At 46.7% G+C, this 24747-nt stretch carries 18 protein-coding genes; 9 read left to right on the forward strand and 9 right to left on the reverse strand.

What is annotated here, in order from left to right; translation table 11 throughout:
* Positions 1 to 13: 13 nt before the first annotated feature.
* Positions 14 to 1246 (forward strand): hypothetical protein, encoded by a 1233-nt coding sequence (locus K2Y22_16590; GenBank protein MBX9880078.1) that lies wholly within the window; start codon positions 14 to 16, stop codon positions 1244 to 1246.
* On the opposite strand, the gene K2Y22_16595 is transcribed toward K2Y22_16590, so the two are convergent.
* Positions 1247 to 2521, reverse strand: a complete 1275-nt coding sequence (locus tag K2Y22_16595) for a (Fe-S)-binding protein (protein ID MBX9880079.1) — start codon at positions 2519 to 2521, stop codon at positions 1247 to 1249. It lies immediately after the preceding gene.
* A gap of 8 nt (positions 2522 to 2529) precedes the next feature.
* The gene (locus K2Y22_16600) at positions 2530 to 3774 is read right to left on the reverse strand and encodes an FAD-binding oxidoreductase (GenBank protein MBX9880080.1); all 1245 of its coding nucleotides are present in this window, start codon (positions 3772 to 3774) and stop codon (positions 2530 to 2532) included.
* 69 nt (positions 3775 to 3843) lie between these two features.
* Between K2Y22_16600 and csaB the strand changes: the two genes are divergently transcribed.
* The 6 genes from csaB to K2Y22_16630 all read left to right on the forward strand — a co-directional run bounded on the left by csaB (position 3844) and on the right by K2Y22_16630 (position 9242).
* The gene (gene csaB, locus K2Y22_16605; GenBank protein MBX9880081.1) at positions 3844 to 4935 is read left to right on the forward strand and encodes a polysaccharide pyruvyl transferase CsaB; all 1092 of its coding nucleotides are present in this window, start codon (positions 3844 to 3846) and stop codon (positions 4933 to 4935) included.
* Positions 4936 to 5005: 70 nt separating this feature from the next.
* Positions 5006 to 5782: a WecB/TagA/CpsF family glycosyltransferase gene (locus K2Y22_16610; GenBank protein MBX9880082.1), complete on the forward strand. Its 777-nt coding sequence runs from the start codon at positions 5006 to 5008 to the stop codon at positions 5780 to 5782.
* Positions 5783 to 6169, forward strand: coding sequence for a ribonuclease III (locus K2Y22_16615; GenBank protein MBX9880083.1), 387 nt, complete (start codon positions 5783 to 5785; stop codon positions 6167 to 6169).
* A 114-nt stretch (positions 6170 to 6283) separates the two neighbouring features.
* Complete coding sequence (locus tag K2Y22_16620; GenBank protein ID MBX9880084.1) at positions 6284 to 7375, forward strand: cell wall metabolism sensor histidine kinase WalK; 1092 nt, start codon at positions 6284 to 6286, stop codon at positions 7373 to 7375.
* Complete coding sequence (locus K2Y22_16625) at positions 7375 to 8712, forward strand: response regulator (GenBank protein MBX9880085.1); 1338 nt, start codon at positions 7375 to 7377, stop codon at positions 8710 to 8712. Before K2Y22_16620 ends, K2Y22_16625 begins: the two co-directional genes overlap by 1 nt.
* Before the next feature lie 71 nt (positions 8713 to 8783).
* A complete protein-coding gene (locus K2Y22_16630; protein MBX9880086.1) occupies positions 8784 to 9242 on the forward strand; it encodes a thioredoxin fold domain-containing protein in 459 nt (152 codons plus the stop codon).
* Here K2Y22_16630 and K2Y22_16635 read toward each other — a convergent pair.
* Complete coding sequence (locus K2Y22_16635; GenBank protein ID MBX9880087.1) at positions 9232 to 9837, reverse strand: HAD family hydrolase; 606 nt, start codon at positions 9835 to 9837, stop codon at positions 9232 to 9234. The genes K2Y22_16630 and K2Y22_16635 overlap by 11 nt on opposite strands.
* An 84-nt stretch (positions 9838 to 9921) precedes the next feature.
* Here K2Y22_16635 and K2Y22_16640 point away from each other — a divergent pair, with 84 nt between their 5' ends.
* Positions 9922 to 10353 (forward strand): BlaI/MecI/CopY family transcriptional regulator, encoded by a 432-nt coding sequence (locus K2Y22_16640; GenBank protein ID MBX9880088.1) that lies wholly within the window; start codon positions 9922 to 9924, stop codon positions 10351 to 10353.
* On the opposite strand, the gene K2Y22_16645 is transcribed toward K2Y22_16640, so the two are convergent.
* From K2Y22_16645 to K2Y22_16665, 5 genes are all read right to left on the reverse strand, one after another.
* Complete coding sequence (locus K2Y22_16645) at positions 10354 to 11991, reverse strand: TolC family protein (protein MBX9880089.1); 1638 nt, start codon at positions 11989 to 11991, stop codon at positions 10354 to 10356.
* Positions 11992 to 12006: 15 nt separating this feature from the next.
* Positions 12007 to 13335 carry an efflux RND transporter periplasmic adaptor subunit gene (locus K2Y22_16650; GenBank protein MBX9880090.1) on the reverse strand — a complete coding sequence of 443 codons (1329 nt, stop codon included), beginning with the start codon at positions 13333 to 13335 and terminating at the stop codon, positions 12007 to 12009.
* A gap of 5 nt (positions 13336 to 13340) precedes the next feature.
* Positions 13341 to 16565 (reverse strand): efflux RND transporter permease subunit, encoded by a 3225-nt coding sequence (locus tag K2Y22_16655; protein MBX9880091.1) that lies wholly within the window; start codon positions 16563 to 16565, stop codon positions 13341 to 13343.
* Between the two features lie 97 nt (positions 16566 to 16662).
* Positions 16663 to 18729, reverse strand: a complete 2067-nt coding sequence (locus tag K2Y22_16660) for an FAD-dependent oxidoreductase (protein MBX9880092.1) — start codon at positions 18727 to 18729, stop codon at positions 16663 to 16665.
* 69 nt (positions 18730 to 18798) lie between these two features.
* Positions 18799 to 21489 carry a pilus assembly protein N-terminal domain-containing protein gene (locus K2Y22_16665; GenBank protein MBX9880093.1) on the reverse strand — a complete coding sequence of 897 codons (2691 nt, stop codon included), beginning with the start codon at positions 21487 to 21489 and terminating at the stop codon, positions 18799 to 18801.
* An 828-nt stretch (positions 21490 to 22317) separates the two neighbouring features.
* Here K2Y22_16665 and K2Y22_16670 point away from each other — a divergent pair.
* Positions 22318 to 23076, forward strand: a complete 759-nt coding sequence (locus K2Y22_16670) for a response regulator transcription factor (GenBank protein ID MBX9880094.1) — start codon at positions 22318 to 22320, stop codon at positions 23074 to 23076.
* Between the two features lie 102 nt (positions 23077 to 23178).
* Here the strand turns inward: K2Y22_16670 and ahcY are convergent, their stop codons facing one another.
* Complete coding sequence (gene ahcY, locus K2Y22_16675; GenBank protein MBX9880095.1) at positions 23179 to 24453, reverse strand: adenosylhomocysteinase; 1275 nt, start codon at positions 24451 to 24453, stop codon at positions 23179 to 23181.
* Positions 24454 to 24747 lie beyond the last annotated feature (294 nt).

Here is a 24747-nt window from a genome sequence, read left to right on the forward strand (position 1 = left end):
GAGAATAAAGATTATGAAAGCTCAACTATTGAAGTCCCAAATTTCCCTTATGGCGGCAAGCCTCCTTTTGTGCCCAATTTTGCAGGCATTTAGCCCCGCCTACGCCTTCAGGCTGTCAGTGGGTACCGTCCAGGCTGAAAAGCGCTTGGAACCAGCTCAGCCGACTCCAGAGGATGTCAACGATCCAACCTACGATTTAACAGAATCGCCCTGTGTTGTCAGCATGATCAAGTTATTGGCACACTATTTGCCCCAGCAAGTTTACTTTCTAAACTCCGAACCACAGCCGAATTACCCAAGCATCAACATCATCTCTTTGCTGATTAAGATAGCTGCTGCATCAAGACCATTGGACAAGCCGCTGGTCATAAGGAAGGAGCTTAATCTTCCGCCGCCTGTAATTAAAACGGAGAATACAACTAATCAACCAAAGGCTAAAACTAAGCCGGACAAGAAAACAGGCAAGCTCTCCATCGGTGAAAAAACACCAGCCCTTGATCAACTTGATCCGGAAGCGACTGTCAAAAAAGAACAGGAAAGAAAAAACAGAAGCATCGCTTCTGAAAGCCTTTACGACTCCAAAAACTTAGAAGCTAAACCGACAGAAGAAACAGTCGAACACAACAAAATCAAGACGGCTAATTTGTATTCCGACTTCATGGCGCCAACAGTGCATCTCAATCCTCCCAAGGAAAACATGCAATTTTTATTCTGGACTTGTCCGGCAGACACAAACAGTGCCAACGGCGCTCAAGACATGCGGTCTTCAGCAGAGATAAAATTCGAAGGCAGCTTTGTAGTGAGCCAGCAAGGCGCACGATTTAAATCCATACACGGCCGACAATTCACCTTGGACGAGGGCAAATTACTTGCCTGCAACAGGCAGGCGGAGCTGTCATTTATTACGCCTTTTGGTTTGGTATCTTTACCGGCAGGCACCAGTGCATTTCTAACGTTGGACAAAAATACTCTATCGGTGCAAGCTGTTGAATCAAGCGGCAAATCAATAGTTGCCATATCCGTTAAGGACGGCAAAAGACTTTTTCTAGCAAGCGGACAACAACTAGTTTTAAGCGCCGACGGGAAACCGGCAATCAGTCAATTTTCCATTTCGCAACTTACCGAAAAAGAGCGTCTGTTCAATAGTCAGGCATCTTACTTAAATCAACAGCAAGCTTCTGCCTTGTCTGAGCTAATGAAGCGAATTACAGCTTCAACTACAGCCGCCGGCAGCAATAGCCGGTAATTAATCTTTAGAACAATAAGCCTTATCGAGAAGCTCAGCTAAGTGAACAGCCTTGACTGAAAGTCCGGCTTCTTTTATGCCTGCCTCCAACTGCATTAAGCATCCTGGATTGGTGGTGACAACCGTGTCAGCACCACTTTCTTTGATATGGGCAATTTTAGGAGTAAGCACTTTCATACTTAAATCAGTGTGTGTCAGGTTGAAAATTCCGGCACTACCGCAACACTGTTCAGCATCGACAAGTGGTATCAATTCCACGCCTGGCACATTTTCCAAAAGCGTCACAGGCTCATTAACAATTTTTTGCGCATGATATAAATGACACGCTGCATGATAGGCCACTTTTGATTTAAGTTCTTCCGGGGCAGCGGCGAATTCATGCTGTTGCAAAAACTCTGTTATATCAACTACGCGCTTAGAAAAGTCTTCAGCACGTTCATGCCATTCAGGATCATTTTCCAATAATTCACCATAGCTCTTAAGCATGGCTCCGCAGCCGGCGGCTGTTACGACAACAGGGCCTTTTGTTGTCTCAAACAATTCAATATTTTCCTTGGCTAATGCTTCGGCAATATCGGTTTCGCCGGCATGAAAGGCAAGCGCACCGCAGCACGTTTGCTCAGGCACATTTACGACTTGCTTTTGGGCGACAAGCAAGCGGCGGCAGGCATGATTCACCTGGTTGTATAAAACATCCATTACACAGCCGCCGAATAGCTGCACAGTGCCTTTCTTCTCACCAGGCGCCCAGGATTGTCTGGGCAGTGGCTCAAATTTGGGCACGTTAGGCAAAAGCACCCGCCACTGATTGTATTTGCCCAATAGGTTTTTCAGCCACGGCAGCATTTCAAATACATGATCGGATCCGGTTTTTTGCCAGAGCCTTAAAAGTTGAGCTAATTTTCTGAGCAGTCCATAATCAGGCAATACATTTTCAAAGACGTAGCGCATCATTTTGCGTGTCGCCGGCGACTTCATTTGTGCAAGAGCCGGTCTTGCTTGATTCAAAATCTTTTCATATTTGACACCTGAGGGACATGCCGTCTGGCAGCCCAAACAACCAAGACAAGAATCAATGTGTTCCACAAGCCTGTCAGTCAACTCTAATTCATTTCTTTGCCACAGGTTCAAAAGGTAAATACGACCGCGAGGCGACTCTGTTTCTCGACCGGTTGCCTGATAAGTTGGACAAGCCGGCAAGCAAAGTCCGCAGTGAATACACGCTTCTAAAAGTTCCAAATCTAGTTTATGCGGGCTCAATTCTTGGTTAGTCATAAGGTAATTCACAATGCGGCAAGGGGGTTTAGCAAACCCAAGGGATCAAATTTCGTCTTCAGTTCTTTTTTCAATTCGTCGGCACAAGATGTATCCTGTCCTAAATATTCGGTTGCAATTTCAAATTCTTCATCTGAAGAAGCAATTATCAACTGCTCATTGTGAGGTTTGAAAAATGCTTTTAGGCTCTCCTTCAATTCCAGCATAGTCGACTCATCTTGAGCAAATATTTTTATCAACGACATATTTGGTCTGGCTTGCCACAAGACAAACTTATGGTCGCTACGCCATTTTTCGACTATCTTGGATATTTGCGTCCATGTAGCAGAAACTGTCAATGGCTGTGAGTTAAGAACCGATTCCGGCGAAGAGAGTTTTACCCAGATAGAAGTTGCAGGCTCGCCTGCAACTTCTTGTCCGTCTATTTTTAACTGGTTACCAATCGCCAGTGCTTCCCGGCTAAGCTCAGCAACTTCTGACGAATGTCCATGCAAGCGCGCTATAAGCATTGCCTGTCTTTGATGCAATACAACTCCCATTGCCTCGATAGCTTTAGTATCTTCAGATGCTAAGTCGTAGAGCAAATGAGAGTCGATAAGCTCAAGACATGAAAGTGGTAAACCGGACCCTGTTAAATTGCGAGCCAAATCAACGAGCACTTTTGCATCGTTACTTATCCAGCAAATTGTCTTTTCATTTTCCGGCAAAGCATAAAGTCTCAGATAGGCCGCGTAGGGAATTCCCAGAGTGGCATGCGAGCCGACAAACAATTTAGTAAGGTCATAGCCGGTGACATTTTTCACAACCCTGCCACCACATTTGGATATGTCACCAGAGGCAAGAGCAACATCTAGTCCTAAAACCAATTGACGAGGACCACCAAATCTATGGTCTAACGGTCCGCCAACTCCAGCATTAATTACATCGAAAACAGTGACACTATCGTCTACTGCCGATACGGGCCACCACTGCCTGCTTTTCTTGAGATAATCATTGAGTTTGTTTACGCTAATCCCTGTTTCAACCTTAATAACCTGATCTTCAAGGCAGTGCTCCAGCACCTTATCCATTTTTGAAAGATTCAGAAAAGCGAATTCACGACTGGACTGCTTAGCCTGTATAGCTTTTGGCAACTTGCGTCTAATGCCTGGGACAATTGCCAAATTATGCTCGCCAGCATCACGCAAAACCTTTGACAGTTCGTCCTGAGTGGCTATTTGATAATCCTTGACCGTCTCTAATTCTTTTGACATGCTTATCGCGTGACTTCTCAATTACAGTCAATAAGCATATATTATTGAGATGTGATTTGGCAGGGGTAAATGGCGATAAATCATAAACGCAATCTCGTTATCGTGTCCGGATACTACGGGTACGACAACATGGGCGATGAGGCAATACTTGAAACTATCGTCGGCGAGTTGAAAACACTTGTACGTGCAGATGAAATTGTCGTGCTCTCGCACAACCCGGAGGCAACCAAAAGCATATATCAAGTCGACTCAATAAGCCGATTTGATTTTCCTGGCTTGGTTTCACTCTTAGGGAAAGCAAGGCTTTTTATAAGTGGCGGCGGTGGATTATTCCAAGACACCAAATCTTTCGGGTCTCCGGCTTATTATGGACTGCAGATTTTTCTTGCCCGAGCTTTTGATGTGCCGGTGTATGTATTTGCCCAGGGCGTGGGGCCGTTAAAAGGCATTTTGTCTCGCACAATTACAAAGTCGGCTCTGTCACAAGCTTCTTTTACAACAGTGCGCGATCATGAATCAGATCAATTGCTCACTGATTGGTTTATCAATCACGAAATGACCGCCGATCCTGTCTGGTGTCTTAAGCCAAACACAGTTGAAAATGGCTTTCCCGATGATGGTTTGCTTGTTGGCTTATCCTTAAGACCAAGCCCTGCACTCACAGACGGACACATAAAGCTTCTGGCAAAAATTCTCGATGAAAATCTGACCGACAACACGACAATTGTCCTTCTGCCTTTGCAGCCAAGTCAGGACATAACAGTTCTGTCTAAATTTCAAGAATACTGGCAAGAAAAAGGCAGGAAATCCCTTCTCTTTGACTCGGCTCAATGCAAATTGCCCAGTCAATGGTTATCCGTTATCGGCTCATTGAATTTTCTAATAAGCATGCGTTTGCACGCCTTGATCATGGGCATTGCTGCCGGACGTCCTGTTTTAGGCATCAATTACGACCCCAAAGTGGCGCAACTGCTTGAAGACTCGGGGCTTCCCATGTTAAATCTAACCAAGGACGAAGCAGCGGCAAAATGGCCGGATCAAGTGAGAAATGCACTGGCCAAGGGAAAAGAGCTGTCACTGCAAGCAGCCAAAGAAAGTATTGCTCTAAAAAAGACTGCTTGCCAGAACTTCAGCATTTTGGCTAAAATCCTCTCATCGTAAGGCGCATGGTATATGCGATTGCGGCTAAGTAGATATTTACTCGCCGCGAAACCACTCTGTGAATACAAGCTTGTCAGCTATACACTTGTCAGCAATAAGTAAATCGCGAGAGAAAGTCCTCGGTTATCCGGTCGACATTGTTGACCGTGATACCGCTCTTTCCATCATTGAATCATCCTGGCATTCAGGCAAAGGATTGAATGTTGTCACCTTGAATGCGGAGATGGTTATTGCCGCTCAAAAGGACAGCAATTTAGATCGCATCATTCGTCATTCAAGTTTGATCATTGCCGACGGGGCAGGTGTTGTTTGGGCACTCAAACTATACGGTCATAAAATTAGTCGCCTGCCGGGCATTGAATTGGCAGACGCCACTCTGGAACTTGCATCGAAGTTGGGCAAAAAGGTTTCTCTGATTGGCGGCAAAAAAGAAGTATTGGATGCTCTTGTCGATGTGGTCAAAGAGCGTTATCCGGGCATTGTCCTTGCCGGCTGTCATCACGGCTACTTTGCCGATGACGAAGAAGAAATCTTGTCCGAAATTGCTCAAAGCGAACCTGATCTTGTCCTTGTTGCTTTAGGCGTACCGCGCCAAGAAGTCTTCATTGATACCTATCGCGCAAAATACTTTCCTAAAGCGGCGCTAATCGGCGTCGGCGGCAGCTTCGATGTTTGGACAGGCAATGTCAAAAGAGCACCGGCAATTATGCGCAAACTAAATTGCGAATGGCTCTGGCGACTTATCAAAGAACCCTGGCGCGCCAATCGCATGGCTTCCGCTTTACCGAATTTTGCCTGGCAAGTACTTGCGGAAAAGTTCATTCCTTTTACAGCTAAATCCAAGTAAATGATTTTTGCCGAAGGACAAGTCGAGAAGGAAACGGCCAAGCTAATACCCCTAAAGGTGCTTGCCCATCTAGGCGATGCCGTTTTTCACCTATTTGAGAGGGAAAGACAAACCCTGACGATAAAGTCGGCAGCCCAACTCCACAAGCAGGCAGCCTCCCGGGTCTCCGCTCTAAAGCAGGCGGAACTGCTTGCCGAACTAATGCCCCAATTAAGCGAAGAAGAAGCCGATATTGTAAGGCGCGCGCGAAATCTTAAGGTGAGCAATTACCGCAAATCCGGACAGGACATATATCGCCAGGCTACCGCCTTTGAAGCACTGCTGGGCTACCTGCACCTGACAGATGAAAGTCGGCTTTTATCTATCCTGCACTTAACCTTGAAATAAAAGCTAAATTCTTAAAATATAGGTTCCATTCCTAAGGGATCTTCTCCTCTGGTGATAATTTAGCCTTGGTGACCCGCGTTTTACCTGCAATAGCAGTGGATGGTGGTCTTCGGCTTGACCATAACATCAGATAACATCTTTGAGAGCTTCAACAATTACAGCGCTGACGGCCTTTTAGTCAGCGATGGCAATGGAAAAATCGTTGCCTCTAACAAAGCCGTCTCTAAACTTACTGGACGCGCCACCGAAGAAATAGTTGGGCAAAACATCTCGTCACTGCTTGCCTGTAGTTGTTTAAACGACGAAGAGAAAAACGGTAATCAGCTTTTACTGTCCACAGCTGAAGACACCAAATTGCATAGCGGGACGTTGATTTGCCCCAACGGCATGGACCTGCCTATACCTGTGACACACAGTCCCATTGGGTCCTCCGATGGCAGTACCGGCACTTTGACTGTACTTTACATAATTCAGGCGAGTTCCGTTCAGCAAGCGCAAACGGAATTTGTCAGCACTGTCAGTCACGAGTTGCGCACACCACTTACATCAATCAAAGGCTTCGCCGACACCATACTACGTGCAGGTGATCGACTGGATGCTGCACAACAAAGAAGATATATAGGCATTATAAAAGACCAAGCCGATAGGCTCGCTCGCCTTGTTGAAGACTTGCTTGCAGTGTCTCGATTAGAAGCGCGCAAACTGCAATTCACTATTCGTGCAATTGACTTAACAGAAGCGATAAACAGAGTAATTCGCAACTTGATGGAAAAGGGCCGCAATCATAAGTTGGTCACCAAATTACCCAACGGCTTGCCGCCTGTCTGGGCTGATGCCGATAGACTTGAGCAGATTTTAACCAATCTCATCGACAACGCTATAAAGTATTCTCCACCTGATACCACAGTTACAATTGAAGCCAGAGAATTAACGGGCAAGCCCCCATTTGTGGAAATATCCATAAACGACGAGGGTGGTGGCATACCGGAAGAACATCTATCAGAAATCTTCAACAAGTTCAGCCGTCTAGATAATCCACTGGTGAGACAGACAGAAGGAACAGGACTGGGGCTCTACATCACTAAATCATTAGTGGTGGCACTGGGCGGAAGCATTAGCGTAACAAGCCAACCCAAATCAACAACCTTTACAGTCAAAATTCCTGCCGCCACGCTGGAAGAACAAGCAGCGCGAGGTAGAGGCTAATGATTCTACCGAAACCTTCAATTCTGATCATCCATGAAAGCCGCCAAGCTGCTACTTACGCATCACTTCTGGAAAAGACAGGCGCTAAAGTACACGCCGTCACATCATTCGATGAAGCCAATGAATTGCTTTCCTTCCTGCATCCCGATCTTGTTCTTCTAGCTGCCACCATGCCACAAGGCGACGGACGGCTTTACTGCCAACAGATAAGAGCAACCCTTGTGCATCCGCGTCCAGTGCTTGTGCTTATGCATTCTGGCGATGACGTCAATGAGCGCATTAAATCATTCCGTTATGGCGCCGACGATGTGCTTGCCGATCCAATAGACAAAAACGAATTAGCCATAAGAGTCTTGGCTCACTTACGACGCCGTCAGGAAGAATTGTCCTCACGTCTTACTCAATTGCCGGCGGCCACCCTAAGCAGACGCATGCTTGAACAAAGTCTGGTATCAGATCGAACCTGGGCGGCCTTGTCCGTTGATATAAACAACTTGCGCGTTTACAACGAAGTGTATGGAGACCTGGCAGGCGATCAATTAATCAAGGCACTCGGCGCCATTCTTGTCGACTCCGCTTCCGAAAATGATTTTGTCGGGCACATTGAAGCTGACGATTTTCTTCTTATTACCGATGCAGCATCCGCTGAAGAAAAGGCGGAAAAGATTTGCCAGCAGTTTGATAGGGCCAGCAAGCGTTTCTATCCAACTGAGGATATTGAACGAGGCTATTTAATCGCCACCGGTATTGGTGGCATTCGCAGACGTTTGCCGCTTATCTCAATTGCTATAGGCATAGTCAATAGCACGACACGTCGCTTCCAAAGTTATGTGGATGTCTTGACTAACGCACACGATGTGCGCAGTTTGGCTAAGCAAAAGCCTGGCTCAGGTTGGGTTTCCGACGGCGTCATGGAGCCGGGTGTATACTGCAAGGATCCTCTACGTTCCCGCATTTTGGTTGTTGAACCGGATGGGGCCATGGCTTGCCTCCTGCAAGAAAATCTCTCACTGGAGGGCTATGTGGTCGAAGTTGCCTCATCAGCTGCCGAAGCTCTTGATCTATGCCGCCACGAACCACAACCGGATCTTGTCTTGCTTGAGTCCACTCTGGCAGACAGAGGAATAGATGGCTGGGAATTTTGCCGCATGCTTAAATGCGACGACCACTTAGGCAATATCTGGGTGATTATGGCTACCGCCCATCCCGACCAGGTTAGAGCCCTGGAAGCCGGTGCCGACCTCTATTTGCCCAAGCCCTTCGATATTCCATCACTCCTATCGGAAGTAAATTCTTTACTGCGTTCTAGGCTTTATAGAGTAGGTAGAGCCAGTTAAGTAGGGGTTTTCCCATTTGCTATTGAGGCGAATTGCCTTAGGCTAGCGCCTAATACGTTTTGGTGAGGTTTATGAAAAGCAAATCTGTATTGGCTCTGGTGCTGACTCTAACTGCCTTCAATTCACTGTCGAATTCTGCATCGGCTCAAGAGCCGAAAGGTCCGCACAGACAAATATTAGCCATGGCCGGCTACACAGACAGCGAAAAGCCGAAAGTAATCAGCTTTCATGCCGACTGGTGTCCCACTTGCGATCAACTGCAGCCATCTATCGACAAAGCACAGGGTCGCTATGGCTCACAAGTTGACTTCATCTCCGTAAATATCGACGATGAAAAAAACAAGGACATAGTGCGTCTCTACAGAGTACGCGGCGTACCGGAAGTTGTTTTTGTCAATTCACGCGGTAAAGTCGTAAGCACATTTATGGGCAATGAGCCGAAACAATTGAAGATTGGCATGCAAAAGTTGCTCGATGATAAATCAAGTCAAACAACAGCCATCGCCAAAGGCTCAGGCGTTACGCAGTAGTTTTTACTTTCAAATCAGCCAGTATCCAGTCAATTGCTTCTGTAATTTCTGAAGCAATGTAGTCTGGCTTAACAGGCCATTGATATGTACCATCAAGTACTTGTTCGCCGTAACCTGTGCGAACGAGCACGCCCTTACCACCTATGTTATGCGCAAGCTCAACATCTGTTGATTTGTCGCCGACAACATAAGAGCGATTTTTATCCAAAGTCGTATCGTCACTGCAAGCTCTTTCAACCAAACCAATTTCCGGCTTGCGGCATTTGCAGTTGCCGGTGTATTCCGCAACTGTGCCGTCAGGCAAATGCGGGCAGTAATAAACAGCATCTAAATAAGCACCTTCTTTTTCCAACAAGGAAACAAGGCGGTTGTTAAGGTCGAGAATGTGTGACTCCGGGTAATAGCCTCGTGCTGCCCCTGATTGGTTGGTGATTAATATGGCAGCCACGCCTGCCTCATTAAGGCGGCGCACAGCCTGTGCAGCACCGGCAATGAGTACCAGCCGTTCGAGCTGGCGGATATAACCATCTTCAACATTTAAGGTGCCGTCGCGGTCTAAATAGACAACGGGCCGTCCCTGTGGCTTGGAAGTCATGGGCTAATTTTATCACCTGCGGACAGCATATTTGTTGACATTGACAACATATCTCCTATTTCTTGTCGCAGGGTTGTCTCTGGCATGATAGGATTGCCTCAGGGCAAGAATTTTTCGGGTATTCGTGAGTCAAACATGAGAATACAAGACGATAACGCGTCATTTCGTTTTAACCAATCCGGTCTGAGAAAGTTCCTCGGTGATTTGGAATGCGAAATTATGGAATTGGTTTGGAAAAAAGCCAACCCCACAGTAACCGTACGCAATGTGTTTGAAGCTTTAAAAAAAGAAAGACAAATAGCCTACACAACAGTGATGACGACTATGGTGCGCCTCTCTGAAAAAGGCCTCTTAAAAATCGTCGACAAAGCAGGCTTAGCAAACTGCTATGCACCGGCTGATACAAGAGATGAATTCATTCGCAAATCAGTATTCTGGGTTTTGAAACAATTCTCGCGCGAGTTTCCGCACGAATGCCAGGAATATTTCGCCAAAGCCAAAGCGAAAAAACGATAATTAGTCCTTGATGGGCACGCCGCTGGTAAGCGTGTCTAGGGTAATTCGCCCGAGAGCTCTTAAAAGCCTTACTTGGGCAGTGTTGAAACTGACTATTGCGTTAGCTTTGTCCGCTAACGCATTGACATAGTCACGTTGAGCAATGACTGCTGCAAGATCAGTGTCAACACCTTCGGCAAGCCTTGTAGTGGCAACGCTTAACTGTTCACGCGACGAATTGACATAGTCCGTTGTCTCATTGATAAGACTTTCAGCCTTAATACCATCAAGATAAGCCTCACGGACCTCCTTATAAACCTTGTTTAGTTGTTCAACACCCTCTAATTGCACACGCCTGGCTTCCCACTTAGCTTCCTGAACCCTCGCTGCATCGACTGTACCCATGCCTGGAAGCGCCCACTGAACATTTATTCCTATTTGATAGATTTCCACAGTTGTAAATTTTGGACTGCTACTGGCGCCACTACCAGCAGGCACCATGCTGCTTGTGGAAAACGAACCAGCCGACATGCCACTTGTCGAACCACTACTGGACTGTGCTTGCTGAACATTGACAGCATCAGCGCCGGTGGCCGCCATCGTAGCGGTACCTTGAACGGTAGGCAACAACCGGCCGCGAACAACTCTGACATGATCTCTAGCGGCTAAACGCAACTGCTCATACTTCTTCAATTCAGGACGATTCTTAATGGCGATTGCCACCAGATCATTTATTGCCAATGAAGAATCAACGAGTCTCACTTTCTTAACTAGTTGATCTTTCATCAACAAATCAACTGATGGATCAAGGTTTAAAGCTGTCGCCAAATTGATAGCCGACTGGCGTCTTTCTATCTGTTGGCTAATTAGATTTTGTCTATCGCGCGATAGTTGCGTCTTGGCTTGCAACACATCCAACTTAGTGTTTGCGCCATTTTCGAACAAAATATTGTTGCGCGCCAATAATGACTCGCCAAGCTCAACCCCTTTAATGCGAATTTGCAATAGTACGTTATTCAGCACAAGTTGATAGTAAAGCTTGCTGGCATCAAACAGAACATCGTTGGTTGTGCCTTTCAGTGACCAATTTAAAGCCTTATAGTCATGACTTGCTCTAAGAGCGCCAAACAAAATGGTACCGCCTTTAAACAAGTACAAATTCAAAGAGTTTGGTATTACCAAATAAGGACTATTTGCTGGTGCTATTTGTCCAAACGGGCTGGCATAGTTGCCCCTAATACCCTGATATGAAACACCATTGACCACTTCCGGCAAAAACTGTCCCATATTGGTCCAGAAGCGCCAGCGACCCATTTCCCTGTCGGCGTTGGAAATTTTTATCGACAAATTCCCATCAAGGGCGGCTTGACAAACATCTTTCAATGAGATGCTGCGCGCTGAATCAGCATCAAGTTGATACGGTGAAAGCGGCACTTGCGTCTGAATTAGAGCCTTTAGAAGCGGTGTTTTCACTTCCACCTGATCAGGTTCACGAAAAATCGTCCCTGTGGTTTCTTCCGATTCCAGGCGAATTCTGTCTAGAATGGTGGCATCAGTTGAGTCATCACCCTTATTCGGCTGAGCGAAAACGCCTTGAACCAAAATCGACTGGCTTAAGCCCAGGCACAATGCAATGAACAAAATTGTCTTTCTTGTCATTGGTATTATCCAGTCCTATTTACCAGAGTCCTGCTTGTCGGATATAGGCGCAACTGCTTCGCCTTCTTGCAAATCAACAGGAGGACTTAGAACAACAACGGCATTCGGCTTGAGTCCTGCCTTAATTTCGATTTCATCGCCGAAATCTCGACCAATAACAACCTTTTGATAGTGCGCCTTATTACCTTCAACCACCACCACAAACATACCGTTATTCAGAGGCACAAGAGCTGTCCCCGGAACCCTTATCCAAGGCTCTTTGCGCTCAACCTTGAGGCGTACTTGCGCGTACATGCCAGGCAAAAGTGCCTGATCACGATTATCAATTCGAACCTCAGTTTGCCTGGTACGCGTGCTCGGATTCAAAGCATCTGAGATATTGGATATTTTTCCGGAAAATTCACGCTCCGGATATTCCGGTACCAACACTTCCGCTTCTTGCCCTTGTTCCAAATAACGAGCAAAAGTCTGCGGCACATTTACGTAAATGCGCAACTTTTCAATTTTAGCTACTTGGAATAACTCCAAATTCGAAGACTGACTACCAGAAGTAATTAATGCTCCCGGATCAACTTTCCTTAAAGTGATTGTTCCATCAAAAGGTGCTCTAACAAATTTAAAACTCTGCTTAGCAAGAAGTGAATCTAAATCCGCTTTCTTAGCATCCACTTCTGCCTTGGAAACATTTACTTGCGAACGGGCAGTGGCAACAGCCTCCTCAGCAGCTTTTTCATCAGCTTGGGCTGCGCTCAATGAGGCAACGTCCGACAAATAGGCACGCACCTTCTCATCGCGGCTCTGCAGGCTGACAGCTCCTTTGGTTGCCATAGTCTTCCATCTATTGGCCGTGGTATTGCTGTAATCTTCATCCGCTTTTGCTCTATCAACCTGCGCCTTGGCTGCCGTAAGCTTTGCCAGAGACTCCTGCAAAACGGATTTTGAACTGACAAGCCCAGCTTGGGCACGCACCAGTGAAGCTTTAGCCTCGGCAACATCGTTATCGATTGTAGGAGTGTCAATTTCAGCCAAAAGTTGTCCGGTCACAACTTTGTCACCGATATCAACCAGCCGTCTTTTTAAGTATCCGTCTACACGAGCATAAATGCTTGTGTATTGAATAGCATCAATGCTACCCGGCAACAATCCTGTTTCCTCAAAAGGTGCCGGTTGGGCAACAACGGTGTGCACACTTTTCACGGCACCTGCAGTTTGTTCGTACATCTTTGCCAGTTCCATATTCCGCAATATCCGTGGCAACAGTCCTAAAAGGAAAAATACGGCAACTGCTCCAACAACAATTAGCATGACTGTCTTCAAATTTTTAGGACTGCTTTGTTCCGCCATATTCTTCACTCTTTTTCAATTTCTTTGGGTTTAGTTTTGCCGTGCCTAATGATGCTGAACATAATCGGCACAAAGAACAATGTAGACAAAGTAGCAACCGACAAACCACCGATTACTGCACGCCCAATAGGAGCATTGATACCGGCACTCATGGACATCGGAATCATGCCCAAGATCATTGCACAGGCTGTCATGCAAACCGGTCGAAATCTCTGGAATCCGGCCGTGAGCGCAGATTTGACCACATCGTGATTTTCCCGCAAGTTCTCATTGCAGAAGGTAACTACAAGAATACTATTGGCCGATGCAACACCAATAGTCATGATTGTGCCCATCAAAGCAGGCACGCTGAGCGTAGTCTGCGTTACAAACAAACTCCAGATAATGCCGCATAAGGCTCCGGGAATAGCCATCAATATAATTACCGGATCTGTCCAGGATTGAAAATTAACCACGAGCAGTAAATATATAAGCAGCAGGGCTCCGGCAAGTCCAATTAGCAATCCGGCAAATGCGCCATTCATAGCCAGAACCTGCCCGAGGGTCACAACTGTGGTTCCGCGTGGCAGTTTTTTGCAGACGTCTTTCAAAATGTTATTGATGTCATCGGATACACTGCCAAGATCTCTTGTCTGGCAGGCGGCATAAATATCATATGTCGGTTGCACATTGTAATGATTGACCACATAGGGAATGTACTTTCTTATTGGCTGAGCTACGTTGCAGAGCAATTGAGTTGACTGCTCGCCAGTCGGCGAGATTTGCGCTTGCGACTGCTGGGAAGATGCTGCTTGAATATGTGTCGTGGCTGACGAAATTGGAATGTTTCCAATGTCTATCAAAGAGCCGATTCGGTATTGTGGTGACAACGTCTCCAAATAATACTGCACGCCATTTTTTGGATTCACCCAGAAATTCGGCGATACCTGAAAGCTTGAGCTCAAGGTAATTAGAGTAGCGTCCGAAATATTGCTCTGCGTAAGTCCCATCTGATCCGCTCTTGTTCTATCCACTTCAAATAAATACGCCGGACTATTTACTACCTGGTGCAAACACACATCAACGGCTCCAGGTATTTTGTCGACAGCACGCTTTATTTTCAGAGCCAGCTCGAGGTTTTCCTTTTGATCCATGCCGATTACTTTTATGTTTATCGGAGCCGGCAGTCCGGCATTGATTATTTGCGTAATGATGTCGGCCGGCTGAAAATAGTAAGAGCACTCAGGATAATCCTTGGTGAGCATGGCCCGTATGCGTTTTTGATATTCGGCTGTCGAGCCTGCTCTATCTTCCTTTAGAGTAATCAGAATTTCACCATCAGCTTCACCGATTGTCTGGCTGTCGGTAAAAGCAAAATTGACACCACTCACAGGTAGACCAATGTTATCGGTCAAAACTTCGATATCGTCCTTAGGAATTATCTTGCCGATAGAATTTTCAATGCTCCTGTAAATACGCTCAGTTTCTTCAACTCTGGTACCGGCAGGCACATTCACGTGCAAGCGAAGTTGTCCGGCATCAATTGGCGGAAAGAAATCTCTGCCGACAAACGGCAATAGACACAGACTTATTGCATAAAAACATAAAAATGCCGCTACAACAGGCATTCTATGATCAAGTGCCCAGGCAAGAGCCTTGTGGTATTGATCGCGAAGAGCATTAAAATGCCTATCGATATACAGATAGATCCGCTCAAAATATCCTGGTTCTTTCACTTGCCCTTTTGGCTTCTCTTCACCGGCGACATGTTCTTCTGAGGCAAATAAGTGCTTCGACATAAGCGGTACGATCGTTCTTGATAATCCATAAGAAGCCAACATGGCAAAAGACACAGCCAGTCCAAGCGGGATGAACAATGAACGCGCCGGTTCGATTAATAGAAAGACAGGAAGAAAAACAATACAAATGGAAATTGTCGAGACAAATGCAGGCAAAGCAACTTCTTGAGCACCATCAAGAATGGCTTGTTCTACATGTTTGCCCAAATCTAGTTGTCGATGCACATTTTCAATTTCCACAGTGGCGTCATCGACGAGCATGCCGACAGCCAAGGCAAGTCCGCCTAATGTCATTGAATTTATCGTGTTGCCGGTGACGTAAAGTCCAATTACCGAACAAAGCATCGCCAGAGGTATAGACGAAATCACGATAAGCGTACTACGCCAACTGCCCAGAATCGCCAACATAAAAAGTGCAGTCAGTCCGGCGGCGGTAACAACTTCCTGAAACACCTCGTCTACTGAATCGCGAACAAACTTTGATTGATCGGTCAAAATATCAAGCGTGGCCGAAGGAGGCAGTGTGTCTCTTATCTTGGGTAGCATAGCCTTAATTTTGTCCACAACATCGAGTGTTGAGGCCGTGCCATTTTTGAGAATATTCATTATTACTGAGCGATGGCCATTGAGATTGACTATATTTAGCTGCGGTTGATAGCCATCATGCACAAAACCAACATCCTTCACGTAAACCGTGGCTCCACCAACGTGCTTAATGGGAATGTTGTTAAACTTGTCAATCGCATCAGGAATATTGTTGAGCGTAACCCAATATTCCGATCTGCCCAACTTAGCGGTACCGCTTGGAACAATGATGCTTTGATCGTTTATAACATCCATCACATCGGTCGGCGACAACCCATAGCCGACAAGAGCGCGCGGATCCAAATCAACACAAACTTGTCGATACTTGCCGCCGTTGGGGAAAAGTATTGTCGAACCTTGCACTGTCGAGAGTTGCACACGTATAAAGTTGCTGGCAAGGTCAAACAGTTTTGCTTCATCGAGTTTTTGACCGGATACGACCAATTGCAAAACAGGGACGTCCGTAGCTGATGACTGAGTGACAAACGGAGGTGTTATGTTTTGCGGCAACTGTTTCATAACGGCGTTGCCTGTGCTCGACACCTGAGCAACCGCTTGTCCGATATCAGCACCCTTATGCAAGTAGACCTTAATAATGCTCATACCGTTAAGCGACATTGACTCAATGCGCTCAATACCACCAACAGTTGAAGCAAAAGCTCGCTCAGTAGGACTAGTAATTAAATTCTCAATGTTGTCCGGCGACATGCCCGTATATGTCCAAACACAACTTACAACAGGGACATCAATCGACGGAAAGATATCTATCGCCATGTTGCGTATGGAAACAACACCAAATAAAGCTATAAGAATCGCCAAGACAATGAAAGTATGTGGTTGGCTAAGCGCGAGCCTTACTATCCACATACCGATGGTCACCTCATGATCAAATGCTCCGCTCCAAGCAGGCATATATCATCGATATAGCGGCATGACGATAGCGAAGATTCCTATAATAATACGCTTATTTTTGAAATTCTTCGAGATTAGGGGATATGAGTTTTTCCGTCACGCAAGACAAAATATCCTCAGCTCTGACAAACCCTATAAGTTTTTTTGATTGATAACTATCAACAATCGGTAGCCGCTTAAAATCATGGTCGTACATGGTCATTGCCACCATGGTTGTATCATCCGATTGTGCCGCGCAAATGGGCTGAGTGATCATATACGTCTTAGCCTCTAGCTTCCGCACATCTATAGACTTACCAAGATTAGACTCAACAGCATTTAATAAATCGGTATTGGTTATCACCCCAACCAGCTTCTCACTTTCATCAATGACATAGAGAACACTTGCCGCATAGCTGTCCATCAGACTTAAGACTTTGTCCAAAGTATTGGATTCGGAAATAGTGGCCGGAATTGGTCGTATAAGGTCGGACAACTTCATGGTTGCCAGGATCTTCTGCACTTCATTCTTTTCTTCCCAGGCACCCTGGCGCTGCTGTATTGCTAAAGCAACAGCTTTGCGTAGTGGAGCAAGGCTTTTTGAAACCTGGGCAAACACGTCACGTCCTAGAACTAAAAGCTGCAAATCAGTTCGAGCGCGACAGGAATTGCGCCGATTTCTTCTATCTACAAGGGCACCTTCTCCAAAAAAATCATCCTTACCAAGAACCGCTACGACGTTTTCCTCGCCGTCGGTCTTCTTTATGATTTCAACCTCGCCATCTTGAATTGCGTAGAATTCAGACGCCGGCTCACCTTCTTTAAATATCCAGTCTCCGGCTTTGAAATAAGCGCTGCCGACATTGCGTGTTCGATCTATTCGCGGGCCTGTCAGCGCCGGAGGAAATAGAAATCCTAAAGTCCAAGTCAAAAGAACTGCCAGTTGTTGAACAAAAGACGGCAGCTTAATGAGATACGTGGCACGCCACGTCATCCAGGCAAGAGTGCCTGAAAGTTTGACACCTAATACTTCAGCAACAGCACTTTTACCGCCAATTGAGCATAATGTGCCAAGCGATTTGTGATGAAATGGCTTTGTTTGCCGCCCACTTAGTCTAGCTCTAATGTTTTTTGCCAATTGAGCTCCCTGACGCTCGGCAAATTGAGCTGTCGTGGGAGACAATTGTCCATCAAGAGCATTTGGCACAGCAGCACAATCACCAATTGCCCAGACATTTTCAAAGTCCGGCACGCTCATATCGGCATTCACTGCAATGCGCCCATGTTCTTTCACAACATCCAGCTTGTCTACCAAGGCGGCTGGACGGGTGCCTATTGTGCAAATGACAGTGCCCGCCTCTACAAATTGCCCGTCCTTCAATCCGACTCCGTCTTTGGTGCAATAAGAAGCACCTGAATTCAAAACGAATTTAATACCGTTGAGTTCCATTTTATTTTTGGCAAATTCGCGCAAAGATGCGCCGACCTCAGGCAGAATCTGCCCTCTGGAATGCACTAACGTGACATTTATTTCTGACTCCGAAAAATTTGCGTAATAGCGAGCACTGCGCGTCATGAAATCATATATTTCACCGGCAACCTCTACACCGCTAAAGCCACCACCGACGACAACAACGGTCAGCAAACGCTTTTTCTCATCAGCGCTTGAACAAGTTTCAGCGCACTCCATTTGATTAATAACGTGATATTGCAGAGCCAGCGCATCTCCAACTGTTTTCATTGGGAATGCATGGTCGGGCATACCCGGAATTACGGACAGATTAGAAGCCGTGCCGCAAGCAATTACCAACTGATCGTATTTGATTGCGCCACTACCGCCATGGAGATCTTCATAAACAACTTCGTTGGAGGCAAGCCTTAATTCGTTTACTTCCTCCATGCGAATTTGCGTATGTGGTAAAAGCAAGCGTAAGGGAGCGGCCATGTCCTTAGGATTAATCGTGGCAGAGGCAACCTCGGCCAACAACGGATGAAAAACCATATGGTTTTCACTAGCAAAGAGAACTATTTCACATTCATCTTTGTGAAGTAGTTGGCGCAATTTTTTGGCGCATTTTACACCGGCAAAGCCACCACCAATTACGATAATTCTCTTTTTAGAACCTGTCACGTCTGCCACCCAGCCCCTCAAGAAAAGAGGGCGGGACTTATATCCCGCCCTCTTCGTTTTATTACACCTTGATCAACCTTAGAAGTTATCAGGGATAGGTGCTGCACCTGGCTGAATTCCAGGAACTCTTTGTGGACGTTCAGCGCGACCGGAGGTCATGTAACGCTCATCAACAATAGTCGGTTCGACTTGGAGGATGTTCGTATCACGCGGTGCTTCGGTTCTGCTTATCTCCTCCGGCAGTTTCAGCTGACCTGGTGTTCCAGGAACGATGACTTCCGGACGTACCGCCACAACAAGTTCACTTTCGTTCTTGTTGAAGGCTTTGGACTTGTACAGAGCGCCTAAGACTGGTATTTCACCCAAGATAGGAGTCTTGTTCAACTCACGCGAACTGTTGGCTGATACCAAACCTGATATGTAGAGCTCTTGTCCCGGCTTCATTTCTACAATCGTCTGCGTTTTTCTGACGATAAAGGCTGGGATTGTAGATGTGCCAAGACCTAACAAGTTCAAACCGTTAGCTTGGTCGAGCAATCTCTCTTCAGGTGATACCTGCAGATTTATCGCTCCTGTTTCCAGAAGTACCGGAATGATATTCAGTCTCAAACCGAATGGTTCAAAGCTGATCGACTGCTGAGCAGTACCGGCTGTAGCGATAGATTGCAATATTGGGATTTCACCACCGGCAAGGAAGGCTGCACGCTCACCGGATATTGTTACCAGTGTCGGCTCAGCGAGCACACGCGCACGTCTTTGAGTGATGATACCTTGCACTGTCGGGTTGATTGACCAGCGACCCAGATTTCCACTAGCAAAGTTGGAAGTGGACGTAAATAAGTTGGCCAATCCGGTTGGCGAGAATGTACCGGCACCAGGAGCGCTACCGAACAAGGACGAAGCTTGCAAGAGAGCGTTTGGAGCAAGTGCCATTACACCTTGACCGACAGGGCTTGTGGTCAGAGCGTTGGTCATGCTGCCATCCGGGTTGATAACGGCACCATTCAGGAATCTGACTGGAGAAGTCACAGCACCGTAACCAGGCAACTTGTTAGGCATCTGTTGTAGGAAGCCCAAGATTTGCGATACCCAGTTAGTATCTTGTGATGGTGCCAGCGTGGTTGGAAAAACCGGGGTACCGGCAGCATCAGCAATTCGTCTTACAGGGTTGCCGAATCCTAACGGGAACACAATGCGGTTTGGCGCTGTGAACGTACCGTTGAGAGTCGTCTGCGTGGCGTTTTGATCGAAACCATAACCACCGGGGTTACTTCCGTTCAATCCAGGCAAAGTACTCAAAACTGACTGGTTCGCCGTGCCGCCGCCGCCTAAACCGAAGGCGAAGGTGTTATTGGTGAAGTTCAAACCTAGCTGGAGACCAAGTTCTCTTACCGCTACCGAGTTCATTTCCATGAAGGTCACGTGCAACACGATGAGTGGTGTCTTTCTGACACGAATCAAGCTCGTCACACGGGCAGCTTCAGAAACAATGACCTGAGCTTTACCAACGTTGTTGTTCAGGTTAGAGAAGAACGTGTACTTATCTACCTGAGAAATTTGCGAAAGCGTTCCGCCGGCACCACCGCCACCGCCGCCACCGCCACCGCCGCCGCCACCACCGCCGGCGCCACCGGATTGCGATTGCTCACCGATACGAGCGTTGATTAAACGGCTGTTCGCGGCAAGAATGCTCATCCCGCGATCATCCATAAATACGTTTGCCGCACTGAATGCTCGCAAAACAGATTCCGGGTGATCAACATCACCGACAAGAAGAACCCTGTCGCCACCGCCGACACTGAAAGGTTTCACGATAATACGGGGATCAATTTCCCGGATTGTCGACTGCAGTGCGGAGTAGTCACGGCTAACCTTAATATCAATGGCAGCAGAATTACCCGCATCATCCCAAACCACCATGGTGGCACCACCAGGTGCTTTACCAAGGAGAACCATTTGGTTTTCAGCTACTACAACCGGTTCAGCAATAGATGGTTCGCTTATAGATGTACGAACAATCTTATTGCGCAACTTGAAAGTACGGGATTGATTGACCTTTAGTTCAATCACGTTGCTCGGCTTAAACTCTTCGAGTTCAACAGCTCCGGATACAACCGGTGGAATTGGTGTAGACAATGTTCCGCTGTTGTCACCTTGAGCAATTATTTGATCAGGAGCAAGCTGAGCAATTTGCAATTTATCGCTTGATTCCGATTTCGCCGCAAGAACTTCTTTAGCCATTTCAGGTTCAGCAGGCTTTGGAGCATCTACAATTGGAGTTGGCTCAGATGGGGTAACCGATACGGTCGAACCGGCATCTGCCGTCACTTGCGTTCCACCGACCGGTTCACCCATTGCTAGAAGTGTTGGCTTTTCAACAACCGTTGATGCGGCAGACGCTACATGGTCTTCTGCAACTGCCGGCAATGTCGGGTGAATGGTCAAAGCTGCTGCAGGCATCTGCGAAGCGGCGTCTTTGCCTTTACCGAAGAAAAGCATCACTTGGCTGTCGGAAAATCCAGAAGCCAGACCATACGCTGTATACAAACCAAGTCCATTATTGCCGGCCGCCTTGGCGGCGACTGGACGCTTAGTTTGCGCGCCGGCAACTTTCGTTGTTTTGGCTGCCGATTTTGCCACCGGCTTGGATACACCGGCCAACTTCTGCCAGATAGCTGGCGACGCTGGTTCGGATAGCACCGGCATGACGCTAGCCTGCAAAAGTGCAAGTGAGACACTCAGGGCTAGGCACAACCTTGGCTTATTCATTTTCTTCCTCTCTTCTAGTCTTTCGTCTTGCTTCACTTATATGGAAGGGACTAATTGACTGTTTGTGTTGACGCCGAACTTGCGATTAGTAAGACCATTCGTAGTTATTTATATGATCGACGTTCTTATATTTGATCTTTATCAGATAGCTATACAAGATATGCATTAACCATATGTGGGTGACAGTATGAATAAACTTTTGCTCATTGTCAATCATTCTGGTTAGTTTTGAAAAAAACTTGGAACCGCAGTGGTGGCATGCCCGCAAAGCGCCACCACATAAGGTGCCTGTCTCTGTGCAGAGTGCCACCATATGTAATATCGGTAACTATTTATCTGAATATTGAAAACGACATGCCACCACTGGTGGAGTCATGCACATTTATCCGACACCACAACGATGTCTAAAACACGCTTGGCAGGCTACCGTTATCCCGTCGTAACTCAACAACCCAACCGTTCAGCTTTTACCGCCGGCCTTTCCACTACATTATATATAGGTAAGAATTCAATCCTACGAACTAAGCAACTTAAAGCGCTTGACAATTAACTCCTGGAAAACCGCCAACCATGCCAATATCCCTTGGCTATTCGATTCTGTGGTCCTTTGCCCTTATGGAGAATCGACACTTGCCTACTGTCCCTGATAAAAGGATGGCGCGGCTCAAAAAGCTTGCCGTTTTCAGACCTCCTGACCTCCAAATTGCGCTTCTTTTGTGAACTTTGAGGACATGTCATGGGCTGGCATGCTATAGTCTCTTTGATTATGATTTAGAAGACTCAGAGCAATCTGAATCCGCCAATCTTCAAGTGAGAAATTGCATGAATATGACCTTAAGTGAGAAAGAGATAGATACTGTGGGTGACACAAATTCCGGCGCCGAAAAAATTCTGGTCGTCGACGATGAGGCTTCAATTCGCCGCATCCTCGAGACACGCCTCAAAATGGGCGGCTACAACGTAGCAACAGCTGCCGATGGACAAGAAGCTTTAGAGCAGTTCAACGCCTTCCAACCAGATTTGGTAATTTTGGATGTAATGCTTCCGAAAGTTGATGGCTACGAAGTCTGCCGTGAAATACGCAAGACATCAGACACACCAATCATCATGTTGACCGCTGTTGCCGATGTGTCCAACCGCATTCAAGGTTTGGAAATTGGTGCAGATGACTATGTCGTCAAACCATTTAGCCCGAGCGAATTGGAAGCGCGCATCAAAGCCGTTTTGAGACGCACCGTTGAGCGCCAACAAGAAACAGGTCAAACAAAGAGCACCAATGTAATCACTATTGGTAATCTCAAAATTGATTTGAACAAGCGTCAAGTCACACGCAAAAATGAGCGCATCCGTTTAACAGGTATGGAATTCAGCTTGTTGGAACTTCTGGTGACCAATTCCGGTAAGCCATTCTCACGCAGTGAAATTCTGCAGCAAGTCTGGGCCTATCCTCCGGATCACCGCATCGACACCCGCGTTGTCGATGTACACATAAGCCGTCTGCGTTCGAAGCTGGAAGAGGATTCGTCCAATCCTGATTTGATTCTTACTGCCCGAGGTATTGGGTACATGTTCCAAAAGATTAGCTAGGTTAGACAATTACATTCCGAAAAAGACTTCGTACACAGAGGGCTGCTCACGCAGCCCTCTTCTATTTCCGGCAATGTGGTTTTGGATTCGGTAAGTTGAACCTTACGTCCCAACCTTCCAGGAGCCCATGTATTCGACCATCTCTTTGGTAAGCGAGTCGATCTTCACGCCCATGGAGTTGAGCTTAAGTGCGGCAATTTCCGTATCGACGGCTTCCGGCAATACGTGCAGACCAGCCTTAAGCTTGCCTTTATTTTTTACCAAGTATTCTAGCGAAAGTGCTTGGTTGGCAAAGCTCATGTCCATAACGGATGCCGGGTGACCTTCAGCGCACGAGAGGTTGACCAATCTACCTTCGGCCAAAACATAGATCTTGTTTCCATTTTTCAATGTGAACTCTTCCATGAATTCTCTGACTGGTCTATGCGACTTGCAGTTCTTTTCCAGAGCCTGCAAGTTCAATTCCAAGTCAAAGTGACCGGAGTTGGCAACGATAGCACCATCACGCATCTTCTCGAAGTGCTTGCCGTCAATTACGTGACGGTTGCCTGTTACGGTGATGAAGATGTCGCCAATTTCAGCAGCTTCGTCAATCGGCATTACACGGAATCCATCCATTACAGCTTCTACTGCACGAATTGGATTTACTTCGGTGATGATCACGTTGGCGCCAAGACCACGTCCACGCATTGCCGTGCCCTTACCGCACCATCCATAACCGAGAACAACCAAATTACGTCCGGCAATCAATCTATTGGTGGCACGAATAACACCATCGAGAGTTGATTGACCCGTGCCGTAACGATTGTCGAACAAGTGTTTTGTTTGTGCGTTGTTTACAGCAATTGCCGGGAAAGGCAATGCTCCGTCACGCTGCATCGACTCTAAACGAGTGATACCAGTTGTAGTTTCTTCTGTAGAGCCAAGAATGTCCTTCACCTGATCAGGGCGCTCGAGTACAAGAGTCGCTACCAAATCAGAACCATCATCAATGATGAAATTCGGTTTGTGATCTAGAGCAATTTGCACATGGCGGTGATATGTCGGGATGTCTTCGCCTTTAATTGCATAGACGGCCATGTCGTGTTTAGAAACGAGAGCCGCAGCCACATCGTCTTGAGTAGACAACGGATTGGAAGCGATAAGCAACGCATCAGCTCCACCGGCTTTCAATGTTAGGGCAAGATTTGCGGTCTCGGTTGTGACGTGCGCACAAACGGATACTTTCAAGCCCTTAAACGGTTGTTCTTTGGCGAAACGATCCCGAATTAAACGAAGAACCGGCATGTCGCGCTCTGCCCACTCAATACGCGTTTGCCCTTGTTCAGCCAAATTCAAGTCTTTGACTTCGCACTTAGCCATAGTCTTATTACTCACTTTGAAACCTCAACTGCTGACAATACATTTGAAATAAGTGCCCATGTTAGCAGGCTTAGGAAAACCAGCCAGGCACTTGCGTTCACCTTTGTTTCCAAGAGATTATACGCGACGCGCGCCTCGCAATGCCAGCGATATCCAACTACCCCAAAATAATACATACGATTGTTTACAAAAGCCTGACTAGAAGCAGTTTGCTGTGAAACCACAGCCGTGAAGTCAATAAGAGAAAAGTACCTTGCCCCTGACAAATGTTAAATCATTAGCGCTTCCTTAAAAACCCAGATAGCAACT

The sequence above is a fragment of the Candidatus Obscuribacterales bacterium genome (genome assembly GCA_019744775.1).
Classification (GTDB): domain Bacteria; phylum Cyanobacteriota; class Vampirovibrionia; order Obscuribacterales; family Obscuribacteraceae; genus SBAT01.